The sequence below is a fragment of the Halovalidus salilacus genome, from assembly GCF_031852275.1.
GTDB lineage: Archaea > Halobacteriota > Halobacteria > Halobacteriales > Natrialbaceae > Halovalidus > Halovalidus salilacus.
In genome coordinates this window covers 3,843,817-3,868,201 of sequence record NZ_CP134700.1, presented here as the reverse complement: position 1 = coordinate 3,868,201, position 24,385 = coordinate 3,843,817, and the positions used below count along the sequence as shown (strand labels likewise).

The following is a 24,385-nucleotide window of genomic DNA, read 5'->3' as shown; positions in this document are numbered from 1 at the left end:
TCACGCGAAGTATTCCGCGATGCTATCGTACACTTCGTCCATGTTCTCGCCCTCTTTGGCCGAGAGCGGGACGGTCTTGTGTTGCGGGAACGCGTCCTCGATTCGCTTGATGCTCGACTCCTCGAGGTCGATCTTGTTCGCGAAGATCAACACCGGCAGGTCGCGGGACTCGATGATGCCGATCAGCATCGTGTTGACCTGGGTGATAGGATCCTCGGCGCTGTCGAGAACGTAGATGACGCCGTCGACGTCCTCGCGAAGCCAGTGCATCGCCTCGGCGACGCCCTCGGTGGCCTCGCGGGACCGACGGATAGCGTCGTCCTTCCCCATCTCGTCGGTGAACTCCTCGTAGTCCACCTTCGTCGTCACGCCGGGCGTGTCGACGATGTCGATCGTGACCGACTTCCCGTTCCGTTCGATCTCGACGTTTTCTTTTCTTCGCGCGCGTCGCGTCTCGTGGGGGATGTGGCTCTCCGTCCCGATGGCGTCACCGGTCCAGTCGCGAGCGATCCGGTTCGCGAGCGTCGTCTTTCCTGCATTTGGCGGACCATAGATACCGATTCGTTTGGGTTCCTGTTCGGAGAACAGGCGGTCCGTAACCCGAGAGATACTATCTTTGAGTTCTGTGAACAATCCCATACGTTAGGGCCTCCTGCACACGGGGTGTGTCTGCGCGTACTACTGAACCGAACTCACTTAAGCCTACGTCAAACGTGTTAACAATTCAACAGCAGTGAACTAGTATCGTTCGATCCGATTCTGGTATAGATCAGGTCGGTCGATATACGAACGGAGCGGAGAACAGGCTCGTTCGAACGGAAGTGCGACGGTGAATGCCCGTGCAGAAGTGTGAACTGGCGGAATAGCAACCCCCTCGTTTCGTGTGGAATGAATCGGTCGATCGTCGTGCCAGGTGTCGAGAAGCATCCTCGAGGGGCAAAAGAGCGGTGCAGTGGAACACGCGGGGATCTGGAACGATCGTCAAGCGGTCGACGACCGTCCGATGGACGAGTTGGTCGTCGTAGAACGGGCAATTGGTCGTCCTCCTCGAGCTCACGCTAGAACGGCCGGCAGTTCTAGGAGTTCGCCTCGCTGGCGCTCGATATAATTGACTAGATGGTGCTAGTATCGGATGTCGAACCACCCCCACCCCTCCGTTTCAACTGGAGAGCGAACAGGGTGGTGCGTGGGTGGCGAACGTGAGTTGGTAGAAGAGATCCTGTCGGAGGGGGAATTTCCGTTCGGATGGAAGCGAGAAGCGGTTCGACGCCCGATCTAACGGAAATCGGGAAGTCTAGTAACTGAAGCCTCGAACCGCGATGTTTCTAGTAACTTCTAGTAATATATCTCCTATCTTCTAGGAAAAACCTTCTTTTGCTAGTGTTGCGGATATTGTTTCTACTCTACTGACTTATAACTTGCCACTCTATAGTCCCCCGTACCCCCACCCCCTCTCTCGTCCGGCTCCAGTTGAAACGAAGGGGTGGGGGGTTCGGAAAACGTCTCGACTATCTTTCATCAGAGCCGATTCGCGATCGCGCTGGCGATAACGACGGTCTCATGGCTATTTCTTAACACAATTCTCGAGCGGCGGGCATGAGTATTCGATCGATTGTTCCACCGACCGGTCGTCGAGTAGCATCGCACGTTTCTCGAGTCGAAACGGTGGGGAACACGCCGAGACGTTGGAACTCCCTGCGCGCGTCGGCGTTCTCTCACCGCAGCACTCCCACACCTTCGCACTCTCTCATCGCTCGCGTATCCGTTCGTCGGAACCTCGACGGTGGGCGGTTTCAATCCGTCCGTTCGAGAATTCCGTAGGAGCACATCGACGTCGATTTCCGAAACGGGACGGCAATCCTCGACCGGACGCCGCCGGACTCGAGGTCCCGGCGTTCGATATCCAAGTTCCCGGCGTTCGATGTCCATCACCTAGCCGTTTCGCTCGATATCGTCGGTCACCCCAAGCTCTCGTCTTCCACGCGAAACTCCACCCGTTCGCGGCCCCGAAATCGAACCGACTCCGTTTCGTCACTGTCGGTACCCTCCCTATCGGGCGGCTCAGGTCCGTGTCGTCTCGTTCTCTCTCTCTTTCCGAGTACCGTCTGTGGAGCGGAAGTGTTCCGGTCCGCCCGTACCGTTTCGTTTCGGTCCCACGCTTCCCGTTCGATGCTCACTACGCGTGTGCGTTAGATACACATAAAAATCAGTGGTTCCATCCGACTTTTGGGGCCCGTTCCGCTCGAGCGAGTCGACGAACCCCTTCGTTTCCCCTGAAGGACGGTCGACGGCGATAGTCGTTCTCGTTCGATCCGTGGCAGTCGTCCGATCGGGTTCGGTCCCACGAGGTGAGTCGACGGTCGTCGACACCGTGGGACGTCCGTCGAGTGGACCGACTGCTCGAGTCGAACCAGACCACCCTCTCGAGGCGTCCGTGGGTTCCCCCGCTCGACCATTTCAGACCCCGATCGGAAACACTGATAGTCGCCACAACTCGTTCTCGATGAACGCGCGAGCGTGGCCCGTACACCACCGATTTAGGGTGCTGACTAGCAATCTTTTTTACGCAGTACGATCCCGTTTAGCGACGTCAGGGTTCCTCAACCGGCGCAGTGAAGAGACAAATTTAATAGTCAGCTATTCCTCTGGTTCGTTTGCATCAACTGGACCCGAATCGTGAAACGCCGATCCTAATACGGGCTTCTACGGCCGTGTTACGGCTTATTTGCGCGGTTTCGAGGTTCGGGCTCCAGGTGAAACAAGGGGGTATACGTACGACGAATGTCCGACGACAATCCAGAGACGAGCGGGTCAGGTCGAGACGTCGGCGGCTCCGGCCGAGACGTTTCCCTCGGCGGGACGAACGAGTTCTCGAACGCGCTCGAGGGAACCGATCTCGATCTAGACTCCGACGGCGACGGTGGCGATTCGAACCAGGGGTTGTTCGACGATCTGCTCAGCGGCGAACCGATTTTCGAGAACAAGGAGGTCCTCAGACCGTCGTACACGCCCCACGAACTCCCCCATCGAAGCGATCAGATCAACAAGATGGCGACCATCCTGGTCGCGGCGCTCAGGGGTGAGACCCCCTCGAACATCCTCATATACGGAAAGACGGGAACGGGAAAGACCGCGAGCGCGAAGTTCGTGAGCAAGGAACTCGAGAGCACGTCCCAGAAGTACAGCGTCCCGTGCGAGGTCGAGTACATCAACTGCGAGGTGACCGACACCCAGTACCGCGTGCTCGCACAGCTCGCGAACAAGTTCATCGAGGAAAACGAGCGGGTGATCGACGATCGAATCGATTCGCTCGAGTCGCTCGTCGAAGCCGTCGAGGAGTACGAGAACCACGACGACTCGCCGTTCGACCTCGCGCTCGCCGACGACGAGGTCGGCGTCGACGCCGATTTCGATCCGAACGCCGGGTCCCGGACGTCGGGCGTGATCGACTCGGACGAGGACCCGGCCGACTCGCCGTCCGGCCATTCTCCAGTCGAAACGAAGGGGTCGATTCGGGACGGTGACGGATCACGGGCCGCCCCCGATGCGACCGAGCGAGGAGGGGAGCCGGACGGGACCGGTCCGTCCGATTCGGCTTCGCCGTCCGATCGGCCGGGATCGGCGGACCATCCGCTCGAGTCGACGCCGTTCTCGTCGGTCGAGGAGGTCGAGTCGCGACTCGAGTCGCTGCGCGAGGACAGGGAGTCGTTCGAGGAGGTCCCGATGACCGGATGGCCGACCGATCGCGTCTACAGCGTCTTCTTCGAGGCGGTGGATTACTCCGAGCGCGTGGTCGTCATCATGCTCGACGAGATCGACAAACTCGTCGAGAAGAGCGGCGACGATACGCTCTACAACCTCTCGCGGATGAACTCCGAGCTACAGAACTCGCGGGTCTCGATCATCGGCATCTCGAACGACCTGAAGTTCACGGACTTCCTCGACCCGCGCGTGAAGTCCAGCCTCGGGGAGGAGGAGATCGTCTTCCCGCCGTACGACGCGAATCAGCTGCGGGACATCCTCCAGCACCGCTCCGAGGTGGCGTTCAAGGAGAGTGCGCTGTCCGACGACGTCATCCCGCTGTGTGCGGCCTTCGCCGCCCAGGAACACGGCGACGCCCGTCGCGCGCTCGACTTGCTGCGGACCGCGGGCGAACTGGCCGAGCGCGCCCAGGCCGAGACGATCGTCGAGGAGCACGTCCGGCAGGCGCAGGACAAGATCGAACTCGACCGGGTCGTCGAGGTCGTCCGCACCCTCCCCACCCAGAGCAAGCTCGTTCTCTTCGCGATCATCTCACTCGAGAAGAACGGCGTCCACAGCATCAACACGGGCGAGGTGTACAACATCTACAAGCGCCTCTGCGAGGAGATCGACGCCGACATCCTCACCCAGCGGCGGGTAACGGACCTCATCAGCGAACTGGACATGCTCGGCATCGTCAACGCCGTGGTCGTCTCGAAGGGGCGCTACGGCCGGACCAAGGAGATCAGCCTCTCGGTCCCGCTCGACGAGACGGAGGCCGTCCTCCTCTCCGACTCGCGGTTGAGCGAGATCGACGACGTCCAGCCGTTCGTCCAGGCTCGGTTCGAGAACTGACCGCTCGGTCGGACGCCGTCGAGCTGGTTCGATCTCATCGGCACGTCAGAACGTCTCGAGAACTACCTTGTTTTAGCGCTTCGGCGCGTCATCGTTCCGTCCGGGAAATCGCGTATTGTGACCCCTCCATTTCGACTCGAGTTCGGAGCGCGATCGCCCGACAGGGCTCCGTACGGAACGAATTCGGTGGTGTGAACGCCCGAGAGTGGCGACTCGACGGGTTGGGCTCGAGCAGCGCCCGTCTGTCGGTGCGGCGAGTCCGCAAGAGAAGACGGGGTGGTAGTCGCGATAGAACTCTCAACTGCAGTACCGCCCTTGGCGTTTGTCAGGGTCGGCCGGGTCGTCGCCCCGCCACGACGGCGGCGCTGGTGACGCCGAGGAGGCCGAGGGGGAGGCTCGACCAGAGGCCCGGAGCCGCCGCGTTCGCGAGCATGCCGTCGAAGGCGAGGCGGACGTATCCGAGGTACGGGATCCGGAACATCGCCTTGCCGGTGACCCACTCGTCCTTGACGACGTCGGAACCCGCCCCCTGGTTGCGGAAGTCCTGGTCGTAGCCGTCGTTCGCGTCGCCTTTCGTGACGAACCCGTCGTGTTCGGCGGGGCAGGTCTGGATGTCGGAACAGCTCGCGCCGCGAACGACGTCGGAATCCGCGCGCTCGACCCAGTTGTCGCCAGCCTCGACGTGGTACTGCGCGCGGTGGATCACCGGCGTCGCCCGATCGTTTCCGTTCGGCTGAAAGATGATCACGTCGCCGTCGCCGCCGAACTTCTCGTAGCCGGAGTCCTCGCCGGTGGCTGCGGTGACGATGCCGGTACCCGCCGCCGCGCCGTCGCCCGCGTACCGATCCTCGTCGACGACGAAGATGAGGTCGCCTCGCTCCATGTTCGGCTCCATGCTCCCGCTCTCGACGGCGACCAGCGGGGGCCAGACGCCGCTGACGGCGAACAGCAGGAGGCCGATTACGGCCACGATCGCCACGCTGCTCAGCACGTCGCGCAACAGGACGATCGTTCCGTCGTTCGTCTTCAGGAACCAGCGAACGACGCCGTCGTCCTCGATGGTGACCCGATCGCGCCCGCCGGTTCCGGACTCGGTGCGTTCGCCGCCGTCGACTCGACGGGGGGCGTCGGCGTCGGCTGAACCGGCCCGATCGGTCGAGGAGGCGGAATCGGAGGGCCCGGCGAATCCGTCGGAGGGTGGGGCGGAATCGCCGGAGGAGTGGGAACCGTGATCCGAGGACGCGTCGGGATCGGATCCCGATCCGTCGCGGTCGTCCATCGAGATCCCGTCGGCGTCGGAATCGGCATCGGGATCGCTCATTGCACCCTCGTTTTGCCGGGCCCGCCAATCAACTTTCCGTTCGCCCTACCGGCCGAACCCCACGCCGACCTCGAGTCGACCGGTCCGCGCCGTCGGTCGGGTCGGGACGATCGATCTCCTCCGCCGACGACCATCGCCACCCTTTTTTCGTCGCTCGCGAATGCGAAGGGTGTGCCACTCGAGGGACCCGCCCGGATCGTGAGCGAACTGACGAACCGCGGCTACAACGCGGAGCGGGAGGCGGTGACGTTGATCGCGGCCGCGGACGATCCCGGAACGGCGCTCGAGCGGGTCGTCGACGTGGTCCCCGAGGGGACGCTCGTCGTCCGGTCCGAACACGTGCGCTCGGCGCTCGACGGCGCTCACCCGACGGATTCGACCGATTCCGAGACCAGTGACCCCTCCGTTTCAACTGGAACGCAGTCGATCGAACGGGGTGACGACGGTGGGACTGCTCCAGTTGAAACGGAGGGGTCTCGTTCGGCCGGTTCGAACGCCAGTTCGGTCGACTCGAACGGCGGGCGATCGGCGGCGCGTCGGTCGTCCGATCCGGGGGAGCGGTCGCTCGAGATCGTCGGCGACATGACCGGCGAGAGCACGGGAACGGGCGAGTACTCCGACTTCGTCGCCGTCTTCCGCGACCGACTCGAGCGACTCGGCTCGAAGCTCAAGGGCAGGGTCAACCACCGTCCAGCGACGTCCATCCAGGCGATGCCGGGCGGGAGCGAGGTGGGAATGGTCGGCCTCGTGAACGACGTACGGTCGACGGCCAACGGTCACTGGCTGATCGAACTCGAGGACGCCACGGGCACCTTTCCGTGGCTGGTGATGAAAGATCGCGAGTACGTCGACCTCGTCGAGGAGTTACTCTGCGACGAGGTGCTCGCGATGGAGGGGACGCTCTCGGACGACGCGGGGATCGCCTTCGTCGACTCGATGTACTTCCCGGACGTCCCCCGGACCCACCAGCCGTCGACGGCCGACCGCCACGTGCAGGCGGCGCTCATCAGCGACGTCCACGTCGGCAGCCAGGAGTTCATGCACGACGCCTGGACCGCCTTCGCCGACTGGCTCCACACCGAGGAGGCCCAGCACGTCGAGTACCTGCTGATCGCCGGCGACATGGTCGAGGGCGTCGGCGTCTACCCGAACCAGGACGAGGAACTCGACATCGTCGACATCTACGACCAGTACGAGGCGTTCAACGAGTACCTCAAACTCGTCCCGGGCGACCTCGAGATCGTCATGATCCCCGGCAACCACGACGCGGTGCGCCTCGCCGAACCCCAGCCGGGATTCGACGAGAACCTCAGGGGGATCATGTCAGCCCACGACCCCCGGATCGTGAGCAACCCCTCGACGGTGACGATCGAGGGCGTCTCGGTGCTGATGTACCACGGCGTCTCCCTCGACGAGGTGATCGCCGAACTCCCCGCGGAGAAGGCCAGCTACGACGAGCCTCACAAGGCGATGTACCAGTTGCTCAAGAAGCGCCACGTCGCCCCGCAGTTCGGGGGCCACACCCGCCTCGCCCCCGAGGAGCGCGATTACCTCGTCATCGAGGAGGTTCCCGACATCTTCCACACCGGCCACGTCCACAAGCTCGGCTTCGGGAAGTACCACAACGTGCTCGCGATCAATTCGGGCTGCTGGCAGGCCCAGACCGACTTCCAGAAGAGCGTCAACATCGACCCCGACTCGGGCTACGCGCCCATCGTCGACCTCGACACGCTCGACGTCACCGTCCAGAAGTTCAGCTAGGGCCGTCGCTCGCCGCGTTCGACGGCGGTGATCCGGCTCGAACGTCTCCCTCGAGCCGACCATACGGGTGGTCCGCTCCGAGCGGGGCGTCGGAACCGCGACGAATCGCGGACGGGCGGTCGCCTGTTTCGATCGACCACGGATGATTTCTGGCGTGGGATCTTCAGGGATCGAGTCGGAACCGCTCCGTTCGCGCGCCGTCGAACCGGGGGCCGTAGCCGTCTCGATCGAAGCCGAGGTCCTCGGCGGCGCCTTTGACCGACTCGTTGTCCGGGGAGACGAGCAGTTCGACGGCCATCGATTCCGACTCCGCGAACCGGACGGGTTCGGCGAGCAGCCGCCTGCAGGCGTCGTCCGAGCCGCCGATCTGCGTGACGTGGACGGTGTCGTCGTTCGCGTCGAAGCTGACGAATCCGAGCAGGTCGTCGCGACTCGAGCTGCCGTACCGGGATCGGTCCGATTCGTCGACGGGCTGACCGGGCCCGTCGGCGTCGGTGCCGTCCTCGGCGACGCGCACGGTCCGGTCGTGGACGAGATTCCGCATTACGTCGGTCGGCGAGTCGGCGATCGACGCCAGCGCGTCGGCGTCGGCCTCGAGCGCATCCCGTACGTTCATCAGCGTGTGGTAATGGCACCCACGAACATAAATCCCGCCTGGCGGCGCGCGCGGGTCGACCGGCGGGCGTTCGGGACCGTTCGATCGGCGGACGGTCTTCGGATCGGACGGCCGCGCGGCCGCCGGTCGAAACGGGCGCCTCGAGGGCCGGTGCCGGCGTTCGTCGGGACGGCTAAAAGTGGGACCGATGGGACACAGTTATCTGCCCCCTGTGGTAACCATGGGAGTATGAGTCTCACGTGCGGCACTCACAGCAGTCACGAGGTGGCGGTATGCGCGTAGTGGCGAAGTTCGGCGGTACGAGTCTCGGCAGCGGCGACCGGATCAACCGCGCGGCCGACTCGGTCGCCGCCGCCGTCGAGGACGGCCACCAGATCGCCGTCGTCGCGAGCGCGATGGGGTCGACCACGGACGACCTCCTCGACGAGATCACGTTCGACACCGACGAGCGTGACCAGGCTCAGATCGTCAGTATGGGCGAGCGGACCTCCGTCCGCATGCTCAAGGCGGCCCTCTCGGCCCGGGGCGTCGACGCCCGGTTCCTCGAACCCGGCGGCGAGGACTGGCCGGTCATCACCGACGAGTACGGCGAGGTCGACGTCGAGGAGACCCGGCGGCGGGCCCTCGAGGTCGCCGACACGCTGGACGACGCAGTCCCGGTCATCACCGGCTTCCTCGCGGAGGGCCCCGACGGCTCGATCACGACGCTCGGCCGCGGCGGCAGCGACACCACGGCCGTCATGCTGGGCAAGTACATGGACGCCGACGAGGTCGTCATCGTCACCGACGTCGAGGGCGTCATGACCGGCGACCCGAACGTCGTCGAGGGCGCGCGTAACGTCGGCGAGATCTCCGTCGACGAACTGCGCAACCTCTCGTTCCGCGGCGCCGAAGTCGTCGCTCCCTCGGCCCTCTCCTACAAGGAGGGCGATCTCACCGTCCGGGTCGTCCACTACCAGCACGGCGACCTCCTCTCGGGCGGGACGAGCATCGAGGGCGAGTTCCAGAACCTCGTCGACCTGCGCGAGCAACCGCTGGCCTGCATCACCGTCGCGGGCCGCGCGATCCGGAACCAGCCCGGCGTCTTCCAGTCGCTCTCCGCGGCGCTCGGCGAGAGCGAGATCAACATCGACGCCGTCGCCAGCGGCCTCGACACCGTCACGTTCTACGTCGACGTCGACGAGGCCGAGCGCGCCGAGAACATCCTCCACCGCGAGGTCGTCGCCCGCGACGAACTCTCGAGCGTCACCGTCGACGAACCGCTCGCGGTCGTCCGCGTCACCGGCGGCGAACTCCCCAACCAGCCGGGGATCATCAGCGACATCGTCAATCCGATCGCCGACGCGCGGATCAACCTCCACGACATCATCACGAGCGCGACCAGCGTCGCCCTCTTCGTCGACTGGGACGACGGCGAGGACACCCTCGAGATCACCCAGGACCTCTTCTGAGCGTCGGAACCCGCGTCTCGACGCTCGATTCCGTTCTGCGTCCGTTCGTGTTCGTGCGCATCAGACTCGCCGACCCACGCGTCCGGTCCTCGAGTCCGATCGGACGTCGGATCCGCTCCCGCTCCGCCCCGACTCGCGGCTCGTCTCCTTCGGTTTTGCACGCTACCCCCAGCTACAGCCCCCGATCCGATCGTACTGGGTCCGAGCGCGGACTCGGTACGACCCACCTGCGCGCCCCGCGACGGCCGGTAATCGGTGCGTAACGAAGGGTACCTTCGTGGGAGCCGACGGTATGAGCACGAACTCGAGCGGCAGGGAGGTCTTTCAGGACGTCGACCCCGATCCCGACGCGGTGCTCGAGGCGTTCGGGGGCGACGACCCGGACGACATCCTCGCGATCGCGGACGACCAAGCGCGCGGCGACGCCGAATCCGATTCTGACGCCTCCGGCAGGCACGACGTCGTCCCCGACGACCGCGTCGACGCCGACGACGTGACCGCCGCGGAGCTGTTCTCGGACCTCGATCGGGCCTCGAAACGCCTCTCGGCGGTGTCGAATGCGAACGAGCGGGCGGACCCGGGTCCGGCCGACTCGGTCGACGCCGCCGACGGATCGACGGCGTCGGACTCGACCGCGTTCGATTGGGTCGACGTGGCGCGCGACCCGGAGGAAGCCGACGCCGACCCGTCCGACGCCTTCGACGCGGTGTTCGAGACCGACCCGACGGTCGACGTCCTCCCGGACGACGGCTCGGCGGTCGACGTCGCGGTCGAGGCCGTCTCCCTCGAGCGATCCTCGACGGGGCCGGCTTCCGACCTCGAGTCCGCCGACACCGCCAGTTCGGGCCCGGACTCGCACGATTCGGTGGGCTCGAACTCGTCCGAATCGGTCGGTGACGCGCGCGACGAATCGACGTCCGTGACCGACGACGACGGCGCCGGCGGGCCCGAGTTGGTCGGCCCGGATCCGACGCCGACGAGGATCACGAACGACGCCTTCGGTACTGGCGGTACCGGCGAGTAACCCCCTTCTCGCGTTCCGCCCCGATCCCGTCCGACGGCGGACCGATTCGTCCGTCGCCGGCCACGTCGGGGCGTCGACGTACAGGAGTCCTCGATCGAATTGATCACGAACGGAGCCGTCTACGGCCCATGGTCGCGTACAAATCGCGAACGGTCGAACGGATCCGCCTTCCCTCGCGGGAGCGTCGCGAACGAGCCCTCGAGGGGGCCGGCTACAACGTCTTCAACATCGACGCCGAGGAGGTGTTCGTCGACCTGCTGACCGACAGCGGAACCGGCGCCATGAGCGACCGGCAGTGGGCCGCCCTCATGCGCGGCGACGAGTCCTACGCGGGATCCCGGAGTTTCACGGAACTCGAGTCGGCCGTCGAGGAGGTGATGGGCTTCTCCCGGGTGATCCCGACCCACCAGGGCCGGGGCGCCGAGAACGTCCTCTACGGCGCGCTCCTCTCGGAGGGCGACGTCGCCCTGAACAACACCCACTTCGACACGACCCGTGCGCACGTCGCGAATCAGGGGGCCGACGCGGTCGACTGTCCCGACGAGACCGCCCGCGACCTCGACGCCGACGAGCCGTTCAAGGGGAACTTCTCGCTCGAGCGCGGGTGGGAGGTCGTCGAGGACGTGGGCGCCGACCGCGTCCCGCTCGTGATCCTGACGATCACGAACAACTCCGCGGCGGGCCAACCGGTGAGCGTCGAAAATACGCGGCGGGTGGCCGAGTTCGCCGACGAGATCGACGCGACGTTCGTGATCGACGCCTGTCGGTTCGCGGAGAACGCCCACTTCGTCCGGGAGCGCGAGCCCGAATTCGAGGGCCGGTCGGTCGCCGAGATCGCCCGCGAGCAGCTCGGGTACGCGGACGCGGTCGTCATGAGCGGGAAGAAGGACGCCCTCGCGAACGCCGGCGGCTTCGTCGCGACGGCTGATCCCGACCTCGTCGAGCGCTGTAAGGCGCGGGCCATCCTCTACGAGGGGTTCCCGACCTACGGCGGCATGTCCGGCCGGGACGTCGCAGCCATGGCCGTCGGCCTCCGGGAGGCGGTCGAACCGGGGTACGTCGAGGACCGAGTCGAGAGCGTCCGCACCCTGGCGGCGCTGCTCGAGGAGGCCGGCGTTCCGATAGTCACGCCGCCCGGGGGCCACGCGGTCTACCTCGACGCCGAGTCGTTCTACCCCGAGATCCCGCCGGCGGAGTTCCCCGGTCAGGCGCTCGTCTGCGAACTCTACCGCGAGGGCGGCGTCCGCGGTGTCGAACTCGGCAGTTTCGCCTTTCCCGACGCCGACCGACCGGAACTGGTCCGACTCGCGGTCCCGCGGCGAACCTACCACCGCGAGCACTTCGAACACGTCGCCGAAACGGCTCGAGCGGCCCTCGAGCGTCGCGAGGAGGCCTCGGGACTGCGACTGGTGACCGACCCCGAGATGCCCGAAATTCGCCACTTCACGGCCGAACTCGAGCCCGTGTCGGATTCCACGTCGATCCGAACCGAAGGCCGTCGGTGAATCGGCGACCACGACCTCGAGACGAGCCGCTCTCCCAGCACCTTCTCGGAGCGGCGTGGAATCGGATCGATTCGAGCCGAGAACCGACCCAGAAATAATCGAAAACCGGTCCCTTACCGGCCCGAAATCGCGTTCAGCGCGCGGTCGGTGAGCGTCGGTTCGGGCTCGGGTTCGCTCCCGAGGCGGCGTTTCGCCTCGGCGCGAATCGCCGAGGTCGGGACCCTCGTCGACGATTCGTCGCCGCCGGCGATCCAACTCGGCAGCTGTTCGCGCAGTTGCTGTTGCTTCTCGGCTTTCATCTTGCCGTACCGCCGCAACGCCAGTCCGGCGCCGATGAAGAGGCCGGCGTCGAGCAGTTCCCGTTTGAACCGCGTCGAGTCGTTTCTGAGCGCGAGCGCCTTCGCGAGCGAGACGACGCCGATGGCCAGGTAGATCTTCGAACTCCTGGCCGGGTCGCCGGTGAGCATCCGTCGTAGGTCCATGCGCGGCGACGTACCACGTTCTCGGTGATAAAACTGCGGCGGGAATCTCACGGCCGAGTCCCGACGGTCGATGGCCGTTCTCGAGGAATCCGTCCGAATCGTCCTCACTCCCGGTGCTTCACGCCCTGATAGCGCCGGTCGTCGATCGGCTCGATCGAAAAGCCGAGTCGCTCGTAGAACGGCCGCACGCCCTCGTCGAACCGCGCGGTGAGCCGTGGCTCGCGCTCGAGGGCGGTCTCGATCAGTCGCCGGCCGAACCCCCGACCGCGGTGCCGACGGCGGACCCCGATCGCGACGATGTGGGCGCCGGCGTCCACCCCCACGTCCGGCGCACCCTCCCCGACGGAGTGCGGCTCGAGGACGAGCGTGCCGAGGATCCGCTCTCGAGTCCCGCCGCCGTTCGCCGGCGGCCGGTCGGGCCGTCCGAGGTGGTCGCCGGCGACGAGCACGTCGCCGGCCCGGATGCGTCGCTCGACGTTTCCCGGCTCGAGCATCGCCGCGTCGAGGATTCGGCGCACTTCGAGGTGATCGTCGGGGGTGGCCTCGCGAACGAACATGGTCACCCCGTTCGATGGTCGTCTCGAGCGATCGTCGGGCGCTCGAGCGCGGACGGACGCGGGACCGTCCGTGGGAGGCGTTCGAGTCCGTACGAGAGGGGGACGTCGCTCACTCGACTCACGTCACCCCGTTCGACGACGCCCGTAAAAACGCTCGTCCTTTCCCACTTCGCGGACGACGGGTGTTCGACCCGTTCGGTTCGATGGAACCGGCGGCGTCCGAAACGCCCGGTTTCGGCCGACGCGGTTCCCGTCGGCCGAACCGAGCGCCGGCCGCGTTCCTCACCCGCCTTTGATCAGTCGCAGCACGGTCACGCGGTCGACCGCCACCGGCTGATCCTCGGGAACGGGGCGTCCGTCGACCAGCACGGTCACCTCGTGGGGGCTCAACCCGACCGCCGCGAGCAGGTCGGCGTAGGTCGCCTCCGATCCGCCGCTCGAGACGTCCTCGAGGGCGAGTTCGTGGACGTCCTCGCCCTTGACGTCGACGGTGACGGTGGCGGTGACGGTCTCCGCGTCGGGTTCGGCGCTGCGGTCGTCGTCGGGCATCAGTTACGGGCTCGCTTTCGCCGCCGGAGGCTTGAGGGCGTCGCTCCTGCCCTCGTCCCCGTGGCGTCCGCCGTCACTCGAACCGCGACCGCCCCGCACCCGGTTCCGGTCCGCGGGCGTCGAGGGCCGGTTCCTCGCGACGGATCCGGCGTCGGTGGCCGACCAGCCCCCTCGAGAGGCCGCCGAGGCCGAGCAGGAAGACGAGCAGCGTCGCCAGCCCGCCGACGATCGGGATCGCGGAGACGATCGCGCCGCCGACCAGGCCGACGACGAGCGCGAGCCAGCGGTTCTCGACGTCGACCGCGGAGAGCAGCCACGAACCGACGGCGAACCAGCCGTAGACGAGGGCGATCCAGCTCACGAAGCCGAAGGCGAACGCGCCCAGCAGCGCCAGCGGAATGCCGACGATCGTGACGATTAGCGCGGCGAGCAGGAGGGGTACGGCGAAGAGGAGCACCAGGCCAACGAGCCCCGATCGGAGCGGTTCGCTCGCGACGCGGTCTGCGACGACGCCGGAGAACCGGGGAAACAGCGCCAGCAGCGCCGCCCCGAGCAGTAGATTCGCCGCGAGCGCGTAGAGGGAAAGTACATACGACGCGAACGGCTGGATCTGCGGCGATACGTCCACCAGCGACGAGTCGCGCGTCACGTCGCCCGCGACTGCGTCCGTGTTCCCCTCGAGACTCCCGCCGTACCGGAGGTCGCCGTCGATCGAGGCCGCCTCGCCGAGGGTCGTCGTCTCGGCCGCGACGGTCGCGTCGTCCTCGAGCTCGCCGTCGATCGTCACGCTCCCGGCCGCGATCTCGGTTTCACCGCCGATCGTCGCTCCCTCGTCGATCTCGACGCTCCCCGCTACCAGCCCCGCGTCTCCCTCGACCGTCCCGTCAACGTCGACGCTGCCGGCCACGGCCTCCACGTCGCCCTCGACGGTGCCACCCTCGGCGATCCTGACGCTGCCGCTGCCCACCTCCACGTTCCCGTCGACGGTCTCGCCCTCCTCGACGACGATCGAACCGCTGATGCCGTCGCCGGGGCCCGCCTGTGCGACCGGCCGCGCCTGCGCGTGCGACTGCGATTGCGCGGCAGCCGCGACCGGGAGACTCACGACGCTCAGCACCACGAGGGTGATCAGCGCCGTGAGGGCCGCCCACTTGCGTCGGTTCGAATTCCTCGATCTCGCCATATCGCACGGACGCCGCCGAGGTCCATAATGCTGTCACGAGAACGACACACACGGGTGCGAGCCGGAACTCGTCGGTCGGCGCTCCGATCCGTCGGTCCGCGCCGGCGGACCTTCGGTCGTTTTATCTGCGGTCCTCCCCTTGGCGCGTGTATGAGTGAGGCCGACGCGGAGTCCGAGCCGGCGGAGCCTGCGGAGCCCACGGCGGGCCGGACCGAAGTCTGGATCGAGAAGTACCGGCCCGAAACGTTGGACGAGATCAAGGGCCACGAGAACATCGTCCCGCGGCTCAAGCGGTACGTCGAGAAAGACGACCTCCCCCACCTCATGTTCGCCGGGCCGGCGGGCACCGGCAAGTGTCTGACCGGTGAGACGCCGGTGCTGACGAACCGGGGCCTCTTCCCGATCGAGGCCGTCGTCGGTGTCGTCGACGGCTTCGACGAACCGGACGACGACCTCGAGATCGTGACGTTCGGCGACGAGGGGGCGTTCGAGTACGTCTCACCGTCCCACGTCTTCTCCAGGGAGGCGTCGGATCTCGTTTCGATCAAAACGCGGGACGGAAACCGGATCACGGTCACTCCTGAGCATCCGCTTCTCGTGATCGACGGTGACGGCCTCGAGTGGCGCCGCGCCGACGCGCTCGACAGGGGTGAACGACTCGTCCGTCCGCTCGAAACCCCCGTCCGCGAGACGGGGGCGTCAGAGCAACCCCCGCTCGAGTGGAGGTCCGCGATGGACGGGGATCGAACGTTCGTCACCGTTTCCGAGGAGTTCGCACGGAAACACGAGATTCCTCGGGAGGAGGATCACGTCGGCCAGAAGAAGTCGATCGTCGAAGGATTGCGTCGCGGTCTCAGCATCTCCGACATCGTCGCCGAGTACGACGTCGAACGGAAAACCGCCACCGCGTACGCTCGAGCGGTTTCCGACGACGAACTCTCGACCCCGTCGACGACGTGCTCGCTATCGTACCTCAACTCGCTCGACGTCTCCGAGGTGGAGCTGCGTGCGGCCGTCGAATCGATCCAGTACGTCACTCGATACAACAAGCGTTCGCGATCCGTTACGCCCCCGTGGTCACTCACGCCCGAGATCGCGACGTTCGTCGGCCTGGCGATCAGCGAGGCGCGAATCGACAACGGTCGCATCAAATTTTACAACACGGACGAGGAGTTGTGCGATACGTTCGACCGCATCGCGACCGAGGCCTTCGGCGTCGAGACGCATCGCGGCGTCCAGAAGGGGGTTCCGTACGTCGCTATCAGGAACAAGACGCTCCACCACTTCCTCGAGTCTTGCTTCGACGCGTACGGTGACGGTATCGGATCCACGCTCGTTCAGGCGCCGACGGAGTCGCGGACGGCGTTCCTCCGCGCGGTGTTCGATTGCGAGGCGTACGTCTCTCCGAAAGGGTGCATCGAACTCACCCAGAAGGACGAATCGATCGTCACGCTCTGTTCGTACCTGCTCTCGACGCTCGGAATTCCGTCGCGACGGAAGCGCGTCGAAAAATCGGCGACGAACGGCGCGGGAACTGTCAGGACGTACCACAGGCTGTACGTTTCCGGCGCGTCGGCCCTCGAACGATTCGAGTCCGAGGTCGGGTTTACGATCGAGCACAAGCGCGACCGTCTCGCCGAAATCGCGTCGAACGTCGGTAACCCGAACCACGACACGATTCCCGCTCAACGGGCCGTCGACGAACTCTGTGCGACGCTCTCGCTCGAGAAGGGCCCGCTTCTCACCGACAGTTTGAACCCCGAAAACCCCGGCCGAGAGGCGTATCTCGAGGACGTAGACCGCGTCCTCGAGGCGGCGTCGGATCGCCTCGATACGGCCCAGCGCGTCCGGGGGGAGATCGACGACCTCCGCGATCGTCTTCGAGAAGCGACCGCCGTTCCGGCGACGTGGATCGGCGCGCGCGAGGCTCTCGAACCGCTCGCGGTGCGAAAACCGATCGAGTCTTCGACCGGGATTCGAACGGATCAATTGCTCGAGTACGCTGACGGCAGACGGACGCCGGGTGCGAGTCGAACCGGCGACCTGCTCGTCGAACTCGAGGCGCTCGAGGCGGTACCGGACGTCGAGACGATACAGGCCCGATTGCGGGCGGCTATCGAGGATCTCGGCGTCTCCTACAACCGGATCGCGGAGGGAACGCCGATGCTCGGTACCCACGTCGTCAAACTCCTCGAAAACGACGACCACGACCTGTCGTCCCTGCCACGATTCGCGACCGTCGCGGACCGAGTCCACGACGTCGCGTCGGAGATGCTCTCGATGGACGTGATCGAACGGCTCGTCGCGCTCGACCGACTTTCCCGCGGCACGCTCTACTTCGATCGCGTGACGAACGTCGAGCGGATCGACGACGACCGCCGCGTGTACGACCTCACCGTTCCGGGAACCCACAATTACGTCGCCGGTGACGTTCCGACGGTGATGCACAATACGACGGCCTCGCAGGCCGTCGCCCGCGAACTCTACGGCGACGACTGGCGCGAGAACTTCCTCGAGTTGAACGCCTCCGACGAGCGGGGCATCGACGTCGTCCGCGACCGGATCAAGAACTTCGCGCGCTCGAGTTTCGGCGGCTACGACCACCGGATCATCTTCCTGGACGAGGCGGACGCCCTGACGAGCGACGCCCAGTCGGCCCTGCGCCGGACGATGGAGCAGTTCTCCCACAACACCCGCTTCATCCTCTCGTGTAACTACTCGAGCCAGATCATCGACCCGATCCAGTCGCGCTGTGCGGTCTTCCGGTTCACCCAGCTCTCGGACGAGGCCGTCGAGGCCCAGGTGCGCGAGATCGCCGCGAACGAGGGGATCGAGGTGACCGACGACGGCGTCGACGCGCTGATCTACGCCGCCGCCGGCGACATGCGCAAGGCGATCAACGGCCTCCAGGCGGCGGCCGTCATGGGCGAGACCGTCGACGAGGAGACCGTCTTCACGATCACCGCCACCGCCCACCCCGAGGAGGTCGAGGAGATGGTCGACCAGGCTATCGCCGGCGACTTCACCGCCGCCCGCGCCACCCTCGAGGACCTCCTCACCGAGCGCGGCCTCGCCGGCGGCGACGTCATCGATCAGCTTCACCGCTCGGCCTGGGAGTTCGACCTCCCCGAACGTGCGACGGTTCGCCTGCTCGAGCGCCTCGGCGAGGTGGACTACCGAATCACCGAAGGTGCGAACGAGCGCCTGCAACTCGAGGCGATGATGGCGGCGCTGGCGCTCGAGGAGCGGTAAGGCGGAACGAACCGTCGAATCGGCCGGCCGACCACGTCGAACGCATTCGTTTTCGCGATCCTTCGACCACGTCAGTTTTCGCGACGCGCCATCGACGCCCCTCCGGTGCTCGCTCACTCGTTCCAGATCCACTCGCTCACGTCGCCGCCCGTCTCGTCGCGCTCGACGCGCTCGTCACGCTCGTCCTGCGCTTCGTGCCGATCGCGCTCATCGCGCTCATCACGCTTTTCACGCGCTTCGCGCTCGCCGCGTTCCGTTCGCTCGACGCCTCGAAACGCGAACGCGGCGGCGCCGTCGCCGTCCGCGACGCCGACGGACCAGCCGTGGGCGTCGGCGATCCGATCGACGACCTCGAGGTGGACGGCGGCCTCGTCGGCCGCCCCCGCCGATCCGCCGGTCCCGTCACCGTCCCAGCGTTCGCCTCCGGACCCGGATGCGGACCCGGCTTTCGAGCCGCTGCGGGCGACGTAGAAGCCGTCGTCGGTCGTTCCGACGGTCACCGTATGCGAACCGTCGTCCCCGCCGCGCCCGTCGTCTAGCGTCAGTCGGAACACGCGCTCGAGCAGCTCCACCAGCCGGGTCTCGTCCGCCTCGAGGCGGACCTCCCCCTCCTCGGCGACGAGTTCGGCGTCGCCGGTGTCGAGCGCGTTCCAGGCGCGCCGGGCGACATCCCCGAGGGCGGTCGGTTCGGCGTCGACGAACGGCTCTCCGACGTCGGCGTCCGCTCGAACGTCGACGAGCCGCTCCCGGAGCTCCTCGAGCGCGGCGTCGACCTCCGCGAAGTGCTCCGCGTCGCCGGTGGCCTCGAGGAGTTCGAGGAAGCCGCGGGCGACGTTCAGCGGTGCCTGCAGGTCGTCGATCCCGGACGTCACTCCCTCCAGGCGGACTTCCGCCGCCTCGAGTTTCCGCTCGAGGCGGTTCGCCCTCGTTACGTCGCGGTAGCGGATCAGGCCCGTGCGGCCACCGTTCCCGCTCCGTTCGTCCCCGTCGCCGACGCCGACGGCGGTGATCCGGAACGTCCGGACACCGTCGACGGTCTCGAGGCGCCGTTCGATCCGCCGGCGCTCCCCCGCCTCGAGTCGCTCGAGGAGTGGGAACTCGTCCCCGTCGCTCCCGATCGGAACGTCGGCCGGAGGGGTGCCCTCGATACCGTCCCGATCGACGCCGAACGTCGCCTCGAACGCCCCGTTCGCGTCCGTGACGACGCGCGCGCCGTCCTCGAGCGCGTACCGGACCGTCGGATCCGGGTGGCGCTCGAACAGCGCTCGGAACGCGTCCCGCTGGGCCGCGAGCGCGTCCCACTCCTCGCGAAGCGCCTCGCGGTCGTCTCGCGCCGCCTCGAGGTCGGTGCGCACCGCTTCGAGGTCGGCGGCGAGCGCGTCGCGCGCGGATGCCGCTTCGTCCCTCGCCTCGAGCCGTCCGATCGTCGATTCGAGGAGCCGGGCGAACGACTCGAGATGCTCGCGGTCGCGCTCGTCGAGCGCGTTCGGCTCGGCGTCGACCGCCTGAAGGACGCCCGGTTCGCTTCGTCCGCCTCCGTTCTCGTCCCGGTCGCCGTCCGCGGATCCGAACGCGGCGATCGGAACCGCCGCGACGGATCGGACGCCGTCCGGTACTCGCACCGCTGAACCCGCCGTCGCGTCCTCGAGTACCGTCGGCTCGGACGCGCCGATCGGAGTTCCCGCCGCGTCGAGCACGGGGCGGCTCGAGTACGTACCGTCGCCGTCCGCGTCCCGCTCGGAGTCCGTCGCGGGACCGGACGTCACGTACTCGACGTCGTCGGCCCCCTCGCCGGGGCGACAGACCAGGCACCGGTCGACCTCGAAGGTCGCCCTGACAACCTCGAGCGCCCGCTCGATCGCCTCGTCGACGTCCGCCGCCGCGACGATCCGGGCGGCGTCCTCGAGCGCTCGAGGGGCGGCCGAATCGACGGCGTCGGTCGGCCCCGCGGCCGGTTCGGCGACGATGACGTCGTCGGACTCGGGGCCGTCTTCCGCTCGGGACTCGTCGTCCGGCGCCGTAACGCAGCGCGCGAGATCGTCGGCGCCGTCCGTGGTACCGCCGTCCTTCGCCGCGTCGCCGTCGCCCCCGTCGTCGTCCGCGATCTGCCGCTGAGAGATCCAGACGACCTCGTCGGCGAGGTGCGCGACGGCGTCGGCCGCGTCGCTCCGGACGTACCCCGCGACCCCCTCGATCGACCGCGCGGTCCCCGGGGGGAACGTCGAGTCGGTGAAGAGGACGAGCGGGACGCCGTCGCAGGCGTCGATCACCTCGAGCAGGACCGATCCGGCGGCCGTCGTCGGCGTTTCGGCGAACACGACGCAGTCGGCGGGAGCGAGCCGGTCGGAATCCGTCGCCGCCTCGCACGTGACGGGTTCGGCGGACAGCGACTTGGACGCCCGCTCGAGCGCCGCCGCTCCCTCGCGTGCCTCGGGCTCGGTAGCGGCGACGTAGCGAATCGTGTGCGGTGTCATGGGTGGACGCCCGTCTTCGGCGAGCGACGTTCAGCCGGAAACGACTGTCTCGTCTGCGTGAGAACGCACGGTTCAGCGTAAAGAGTCTATTGTCAGTGAACTGGAGTAAACCGAGCCGGCGAGGACGTTACCGGTCGCCTCGAGGCGGTTCGGGGCCGTCGACGTTCGCGAGTTCGGGTTGGGTCTCGTCCGCCCGCGAGCCGTCGAACTCGAACCGCGCGCCGCCGTCGCGGCTCGCGGAGACGGTGACCGTCCAGCCGTGGGCGTCGGCGATCCCCTCGACGATGGCGAGGCCGAAACCGGTGCCGTTCTCGGCCGTCGTGTACCCCGAGTCGAAGACGGCGCTCCGGTCGGCCTCCGGGATCCCGGCGCCGTCGTCCGCGACGAAGAAGCCGGTCTCCGTCGCGCCGATTCGGACCGTGATCGCCTCGTCGATTTCGCTTTCGTTCCCGTTTCCGTGTTCCACAGCATTTCGGATCAGGTTCTCGAGGACCTCCAGCAGCCGATCGCGGTCGGCCTCGAGGACGGCGTCGTCCTCGAGTTCGAGCGCGGGGGTTGGGCGCGTGTCGATCTCGACGGCGTTCCAGGCCCGATTCGCCGCCTCGTGGAGTGAGAGGGGCTCGGGGTCGTCGATCACGGCCCCCTCGCGGGCGAGCGCGAGCAACTTCTCGAGCAGCCCGCTCATCCGGTCGTGGGCCGCCTCGATCTCCCGGAAGGCGGCCGGGTCGCCCGTCTCCTCGGCCACCTCGAGGTAGCCGCGGGCGACGGACAGGGGGTTCCGGAGGTCGTGGCCCACGATGGTGGCGAACTCGTCGAGGCGCTCGTTCTGGGCGACGAGTTCGCGCTCGCGGCGCTTCTGCTCGGTGATGTCCGTGTAGATCGAGAACCCCTCGAGGCTTCGTTCGCCCACTTCGACGGGGACGACGTCGATCACGAAGTCGCGGTCGCCGTCGGCCGTCCGCCGTCGACCGACGGCCTGGATCGGTTCGCCCGAGAGGAGCTTCTCGTTGAGCCTCGCTGCGTCCGACTCGAGGTCGGGCGGGACGATGTAGTCGTCGACGTTCTCGCCGACGACGTCGTCGCGGTCGTAGCCGAACACCGCCTCGAACCGGTCGTTGACGTCGCGGACGATCGGGTCGTCGTCGACGAACTGGTACCTGACGGTCGGGGCGGGGACGTTCTCGAACAGCGCCGTGAGACGCTCGTGTTCGCGCTCGAGAGTTGCCCCCCGCTCCTCGATCGGTTCAGCGCCAGCGTCTCGCGGGTCGTCGTTTGCGCCTCCGTCGGCGCCGCACGCCCACTCGATCTGGGTCGCGAGGTGAGTCCACTCGCTCGGATCGTCCGTCCGTCGGACGTAGCCGTCGATTCCTTCGAGTCGGCGGGCCGCGGCCGGGTCGGTCGTCGCCGCGCGGAGGACGATCGGCGTGCGCTCGCCGCCGACCGGTGGCGCCGCGCAGGCGTCGACGACGGTCGCTCGAGTCGGCCTCGTTTCGCCGGCCCCGTCGTGCGCGGGTTCCTCGTAGACGACGCAGTCGACCGTCGGCGCTCGCTCCCTGACGACCGCCGCCGAGTCCGTGGCGTCGACGTCGAGGCCGTCCGCTGCTCGCTCGAGGGCGGCTACAGCGTCGGCTGCCGCGTCGACGGACGGAGCGACGTACAGAACGGTGTGCGTGGCGGTCATCGGTGAACTCGGTGGAGCGAAGTGGGGTGGGACGGCGCACTTTGGGTGCGATCGGCGGTCGACGACGTCCGAACGACGGCCCGCCCGGTCTCGGTGGGACAGAGTGGGTCTTCCGGTATGAACCTTTGTCCGTTTCTCAGTTCGCGTTCCGTCGTGAGCGCGCGGTTCTACACGAAAAATCGGGATCGACCGGGGCGGGCGCGAGGTCTAGCCCTCCGTGGCATCGGGATTCGGACGGATCACCGCGGTGCGGAGCCACGCGTTCAAGTAAGCGAGTACGACTGCGACCGGGACGAGCCAGAGCGGGGCGAACGGCGCGTACCACTCGGTCGCGTACGCCGGCGTCGCCAGGACGAATCGGACGGCCCCGACGAAGGAGACGACCGAGACGACGGTCACGAACAGGAGTCGGCTCTCGTCCGCCCGGTCGATCCCGTCGACCTCGAGTCGCCGCCAGGGTCGGGCGGCGTTCGTCTCCCGAACGTCGTTCGCGAAGATCGCCAGCGCGCTCGCCGCGGCGCCGACGGTCAGCGCGACCGTCGCGTCGAGGTCGAGTACGTACCGTCCGGTCGCGATCGAGGCGACGACGACCGGGGCGAGCGCGATCGAGAGCGCGGGGGCCGGCCCGCCGTTCCAGACCGCGTAGACGGGCGGGGCGATCGCGATGGCGACCGTCGCGACGACGATGACGACGTTCGCGATCGTATCGAACGCGAGCGTGAACGTGGGGGGCGAGGTCCGGGGGCGGGCGATCGCCGCGCCCACGGTGTCGACGACGACGAGGACGACGATCACCCCGAGGAACGCGATCGCCGCCGCGGTTCGTCGCCGGTGACGCCCGAGCATCGGGTGCTCGAGGAGGGTCGCTACCGTCCCCTCGCCGTCGTCGGCCTCGTATCGGTTTCCATCGCCGTCACCACCGTGGCCAGCGTCGCCACCGTCTCCGGCGGCGCTCTCTCCGGCACCGGTATCGGCGCCGGACTCGAGATCGTTGCGTGCGTCCGCGGACCGACCTGCGGCGCTCATCGATCCACCTCCGCGATGACCGTCGCCGTCCCGTCGTGGTCGGGGCCGCGTTCGTTCCCGAGGTCGATCACGCCAGGGGGGACGGCCCACCCCTCCTCGTCGAACAACGTTTCGATCACCGTCCTGGCTTCGGCGTACGAGTCGATCGTGTGGTGCGGTCGTGCGCCGGAATCCTCGTGGACCTGCATCGAGATCACCCCCTCGAACGACCGGCACCGGACGTGGTGTCTGCCGCTCGTTCCGTAGAACGCCTCCGCGGCGGTCGCCTGCTGTTCGACGTAGCGGTCCCGGGCGTACCGCACGTACTCCTCCGGATCCAACGTCCACCCGGCGTCGCCGAGAACGCTCATCACCCGTTCCAGGCCGTCGTCCTCGGCTCCGCCGCCGTTCCTGTTCCCGTTCGCGTACACCGTCCCGTCCGGCGATCGCGGTACGATCACTACGTTGATCGGCGCGGTCGCGACGTACTCGCTGCTCGCGATCGGCTGATAGTGGTGCCGAGCGATCGGCGTTTCGTCCTCGCGTTCGATCGTCGATTCGGTCCACGGGTCGACGCGCCCGGGGAGGTCCGCCACGTCGGTCGCCCCCACCACGCCGGTGCGTTCGGCCGACGACGGTGGCGAGGGGAGAGCCGTGATCCCGGCCGCGGTCCCCGCGACGGCCAGTCCGCTCATCCTGAGCAGCGACCGCCTGTTCGTGATCCGATCGGTCATCGCCACGCCTCGAGGCGGCCCGGCGTTCGGCTTCGTCCCCGTTCGCGCCCCCTCGAACGGTTTCGGTTCGGCGTGCGACGCGCGGGCCGTTTTCCGTCCGCACCGTGGACCGCCGGTCGCTCGATCAGAACGTCGATCCGTCCCACCGTCGAACACGTATTTACTAACCATACTATTATAACTTCATATCACGT

At 67.2% G+C, this 24,385-nt stretch carries 17 protein-coding genes; 6 read left to right on the top strand and 11 right to left on the bottom strand.

Going from position 1 to position 24,385, the window contains the following annotated elements:
• Positions 1-639 (bottom strand): Era-like GTP-binding protein, encoded by a 639-nt coding sequence (locus RJT68_RS19025; RefSeq protein ID WP_407038098.1) that lies wholly within the window; start codon positions 637-639, stop codon positions 1-3.
• Positions 640-2,781: 2,142 nt separating this feature from the next.
• On the opposite strand from RJT68_RS19025, the gene RJT68_RS19020 reads away from it, so the two are divergent.
• On the top strand, positions 2,782-4,596 hold the full coding sequence (locus RJT68_RS19020) for a cell division control protein Ccd6 (protein WP_407038097.1): 1,815 nt from the start codon (positions 2,782-2,784) through the stop codon (positions 4,594-4,596).
• Between the two features lie 325 nt (positions 4,597-4,921).
• Here RJT68_RS19020 and RJT68_RS19015 read toward each other — a convergent pair whose 3' ends face one another.
• Positions 4,922-5,917, bottom strand: coding sequence for a S24/S26 family peptidase (locus RJT68_RS19015; protein ID WP_407038096.1), 996 nt, complete (start codon positions 5,915-5,917; stop codon positions 4,922-4,924).
• Positions 5,918-6,088: 171 nt separating this feature from the next.
• Between RJT68_RS19015 and RJT68_RS19010 the strand changes: the two genes are divergently transcribed.
• Complete coding sequence (locus RJT68_RS19010) at positions 6,089-7,678, top strand: DNA-directed DNA polymerase II small subunit (protein WP_407038095.1); 1,590 nt, start codon at positions 6,089-6,091, stop codon at positions 7,676-7,678.
• Between the two features lie 163 nt (positions 7,679-7,841).
• Here the strand turns inward: RJT68_RS19010 and RJT68_RS19005 are convergent, their stop codons facing one another.
• Positions 7,842-8,294, bottom strand: a complete 453-nt coding sequence (locus RJT68_RS19005) for a hypothetical protein (RefSeq protein ID WP_407038094.1) — start codon at positions 8,292-8,294, stop codon at positions 7,842-7,844.
• 272 nt (positions 8,295-8,566) lie between these two features.
• On the opposite strand from RJT68_RS19005, the gene RJT68_RS19000 reads away from it, so the two are divergent.
• The 3 genes from RJT68_RS19000 to RJT68_RS18990 all read left to right on the top strand — a co-directional run bounded on the left by RJT68_RS19000 (position 8,567) and on the right by RJT68_RS18990 (position 12,274).
• Positions 8,567-9,745, top strand: a complete 1,179-nt coding sequence (locus tag RJT68_RS19000) for an aspartate kinase (protein ID WP_407038093.1) — start codon at positions 8,567-8,569, stop codon at positions 9,743-9,745.
• A gap of 292 nt (positions 9,746-10,037) precedes the next feature.
• The gene (locus tag RJT68_RS18995) at positions 10,038-10,769 is read left to right on the top strand and encodes a prolipoprotein diacylglyceryl transferase (RefSeq protein ID WP_407038092.1); all 732 of its coding nucleotides are present in this window, start codon (positions 10,038-10,040) and stop codon (positions 10,767-10,769) included.
• Positions 10,770-10,897: 128 nt separating this feature from the next.
• Complete coding sequence (locus tag RJT68_RS18990) at positions 10,898-12,274, top strand: tryptophanase (protein WP_407038091.1); 1,377 nt, start codon at positions 10,898-10,900, stop codon at positions 12,272-12,274.
• A 113-nt stretch (positions 12,275-12,387) separates the two neighbouring features.
• Here the strand turns inward: RJT68_RS18990 and RJT68_RS18985 are convergent, their stop codons facing one another.
• The 4 genes from RJT68_RS18985 to RJT68_RS18970 all read right to left on the bottom strand — a co-directional run bounded on the left by RJT68_RS18985 (position 12,388) and on the right by RJT68_RS18970 (position 15,045).
• Positions 12,388-12,756 (bottom strand): hypothetical protein, encoded by a 369-nt coding sequence (locus RJT68_RS18985; protein WP_407038090.1) that lies wholly within the window; start codon positions 12,754-12,756, stop codon positions 12,388-12,390.
• Positions 12,757-12,860: 104 nt separating this feature from the next.
• Positions 12,861-13,313, bottom strand: coding sequence for a GNAT family N-acetyltransferase (locus tag RJT68_RS18980; protein WP_407038089.1), 453 nt, complete (start codon positions 13,311-13,313; stop codon positions 12,861-12,863).
• Between the two features lie 282 nt (positions 13,314-13,595).
• Positions 13,596-13,862 carry a ubiquitin-like small modifier protein SAMP2 gene (gene samp2, locus RJT68_RS18975; RefSeq protein ID WP_407038088.1) on the bottom strand — a complete coding sequence of 89 codons (267 nt, stop codon included), beginning with the start codon at positions 13,860-13,862 and terminating at the stop codon, positions 13,596-13,598.
• A 73-nt stretch (positions 13,863-13,935) separates the two neighbouring features.
• Positions 13,936-15,045 carry a polymer-forming cytoskeletal protein gene (locus RJT68_RS18970; protein WP_407038087.1) on the bottom strand — a complete coding sequence of 370 codons (1,110 nt, stop codon included), beginning with the start codon at positions 15,043-15,045 and terminating at the stop codon, positions 13,936-13,938.
• 150 nt (positions 15,046-15,195) lie between these two features.
• Between RJT68_RS18970 and RJT68_RS18965 the strand changes: the two genes are divergently transcribed.
• On the top strand, positions 15,196-18,297 hold the full coding sequence (locus RJT68_RS18965; protein WP_407038086.1) for a replication factor C small subunit: 3,102 nt from the start codon (positions 15,196-15,198) through the stop codon (positions 18,295-18,297).
• Between the two features lie 113 nt (positions 18,298-18,410).
• On the opposite strand, the gene RJT68_RS18960 is transcribed toward RJT68_RS18965, so the two are convergent.
• The 4 genes from RJT68_RS18960 to RJT68_RS18945 form a co-directional block, all read right to left on the bottom strand.
• Positions 18,411-20,771: a GAF domain-containing protein gene (locus tag RJT68_RS18960; protein ID WP_407038085.1), complete on the bottom strand. Its 2,361-nt coding sequence runs from the start codon at positions 20,769-20,771 to the stop codon at positions 18,411-18,413.
• Between the two features lie 127 nt (positions 20,772-20,898).
• Positions 20,899-22,452: a two-component system sensor histidine kinase NtrB gene (locus RJT68_RS18955; protein WP_407038084.1), complete on the bottom strand. Its 1,554-nt coding sequence runs from the start codon at positions 22,450-22,452 to the stop codon at positions 20,899-20,901.
• Positions 22,453-22,659: 207 nt separating this feature from the next.
• Entirely contained in the window at positions 22,660-23,478 is an 819-nt protein-coding gene (locus tag RJT68_RS18950; RefSeq protein WP_407038083.1) for a hypothetical protein, read from the bottom strand.
• Complete coding sequence (locus tag RJT68_RS18945; protein ID WP_407038082.1) at positions 23,475-24,362, bottom strand: hypothetical protein; 888 nt, start codon at positions 24,360-24,362, stop codon at positions 23,475-23,477. Before RJT68_RS18945 ends, RJT68_RS18950 begins: the two co-directional genes overlap by 4 nt.
• Positions 24,363-24,385: the final 23 nt, after the last annotated feature.

Excerpts from the sequence above, each read along its gene's own strand:
- RJT68_RS18945 (WP_407038082.1), bottom strand. The coding sequence starts at position 24,362 with ATGGTTAGTAAATACGTGTTCGACGGTGGGACGGATCGACGTTCTGAT.
- RJT68_RS19005 (WP_407038094.1), bottom strand. The coding sequence starts at position 8,294 with ATGAACGTACGGGATGCGCTCGAGGCCGACGCCGACGCGCTGGCGTCG.
- RJT68_RS18955 (WP_407038084.1), bottom strand. The coding sequence starts at position 22,452 with ATGACCGCCACGCACACCGTTCTGTACGTCGCTCCGTCCGTCGACGCG.
- samp2 (WP_407038088.1), bottom strand. The coding sequence starts at position 13,862 with ATGCCCGACGACGACCGCAGCGCCGAACCCGACGCGGAGACCGTCACC.
- RJT68_RS18950 (WP_407038083.1), bottom strand. The coding sequence starts at position 23,478 with ATGAGCGCCGCAGGTCGGTCCGCGGACGCACGCAACGATCTCGAGTCC.
- RJT68_RS19025 (WP_407038098.1), bottom strand. The coding sequence starts at position 639 with ATGGGATTGTTCACAGAACTCAAAGATAGTATCTCTCGGGTTACGGAC.
- RJT68_RS18965 (WP_407038086.1), top strand. The coding sequence starts at position 15,196 with ATGAGTGAGGCCGACGCGGAGTCCGAGCCGGCGGAGCCTGCGGAGCCC.
- RJT68_RS19015 (WP_407038096.1), bottom strand. The coding sequence starts at position 5,917 with ATGAGCGATCCCGATGCCGATTCCGACGCCGACGGGATCTCGATGGAC.
- RJT68_RS19000 (WP_407038093.1), top strand. The coding sequence starts at position 8,567 with ATGCGCGTAGTGGCGAAGTTCGGCGGTACGAGTCTCGGCAGCGGCGAC.
- RJT68_RS18995 (WP_407038092.1), top strand. The coding sequence starts at position 10,038 with ATGAGCACGAACTCGAGCGGCAGGGAGGTCTTTCAGGACGTCGACCCC.
- RJT68_RS18990 (WP_407038091.1), top strand. The coding sequence starts at position 10,898 with ATGGTCGCGTACAAATCGCGAACGGTCGAACGGATCCGCCTTCCCTCG.
- RJT68_RS18970 (WP_407038087.1), bottom strand. The coding sequence starts at position 15,045 with ATGGCGAGATCGAGGAATTCGAACCGACGCAAGTGGGCGGCCCTCACG.
- RJT68_RS18985 (WP_407038090.1), bottom strand. The coding sequence starts at position 12,756 with ATGGACCTACGACGGATGCTCACCGGCGACCCGGCCAGGAGTTCGAAG.
- RJT68_RS18980 (WP_407038089.1), bottom strand. The coding sequence starts at position 13,313 with ATGTTCGTTCGCGAGGCCACCCCCGACGATCACCTCGAAGTGCGCCGA.
- RJT68_RS19020 (WP_407038097.1), top strand. The coding sequence starts at position 2,782 with ATGTCCGACGACAATCCAGAGACGAGCGGGTCAGGTCGAGACGTCGGC.
- RJT68_RS18960 (WP_407038085.1), bottom strand. The coding sequence starts at position 20,771 with ATGACACCGCACACGATTCGCTACGTCGCCGCTACCGAGCCCGAGGCA.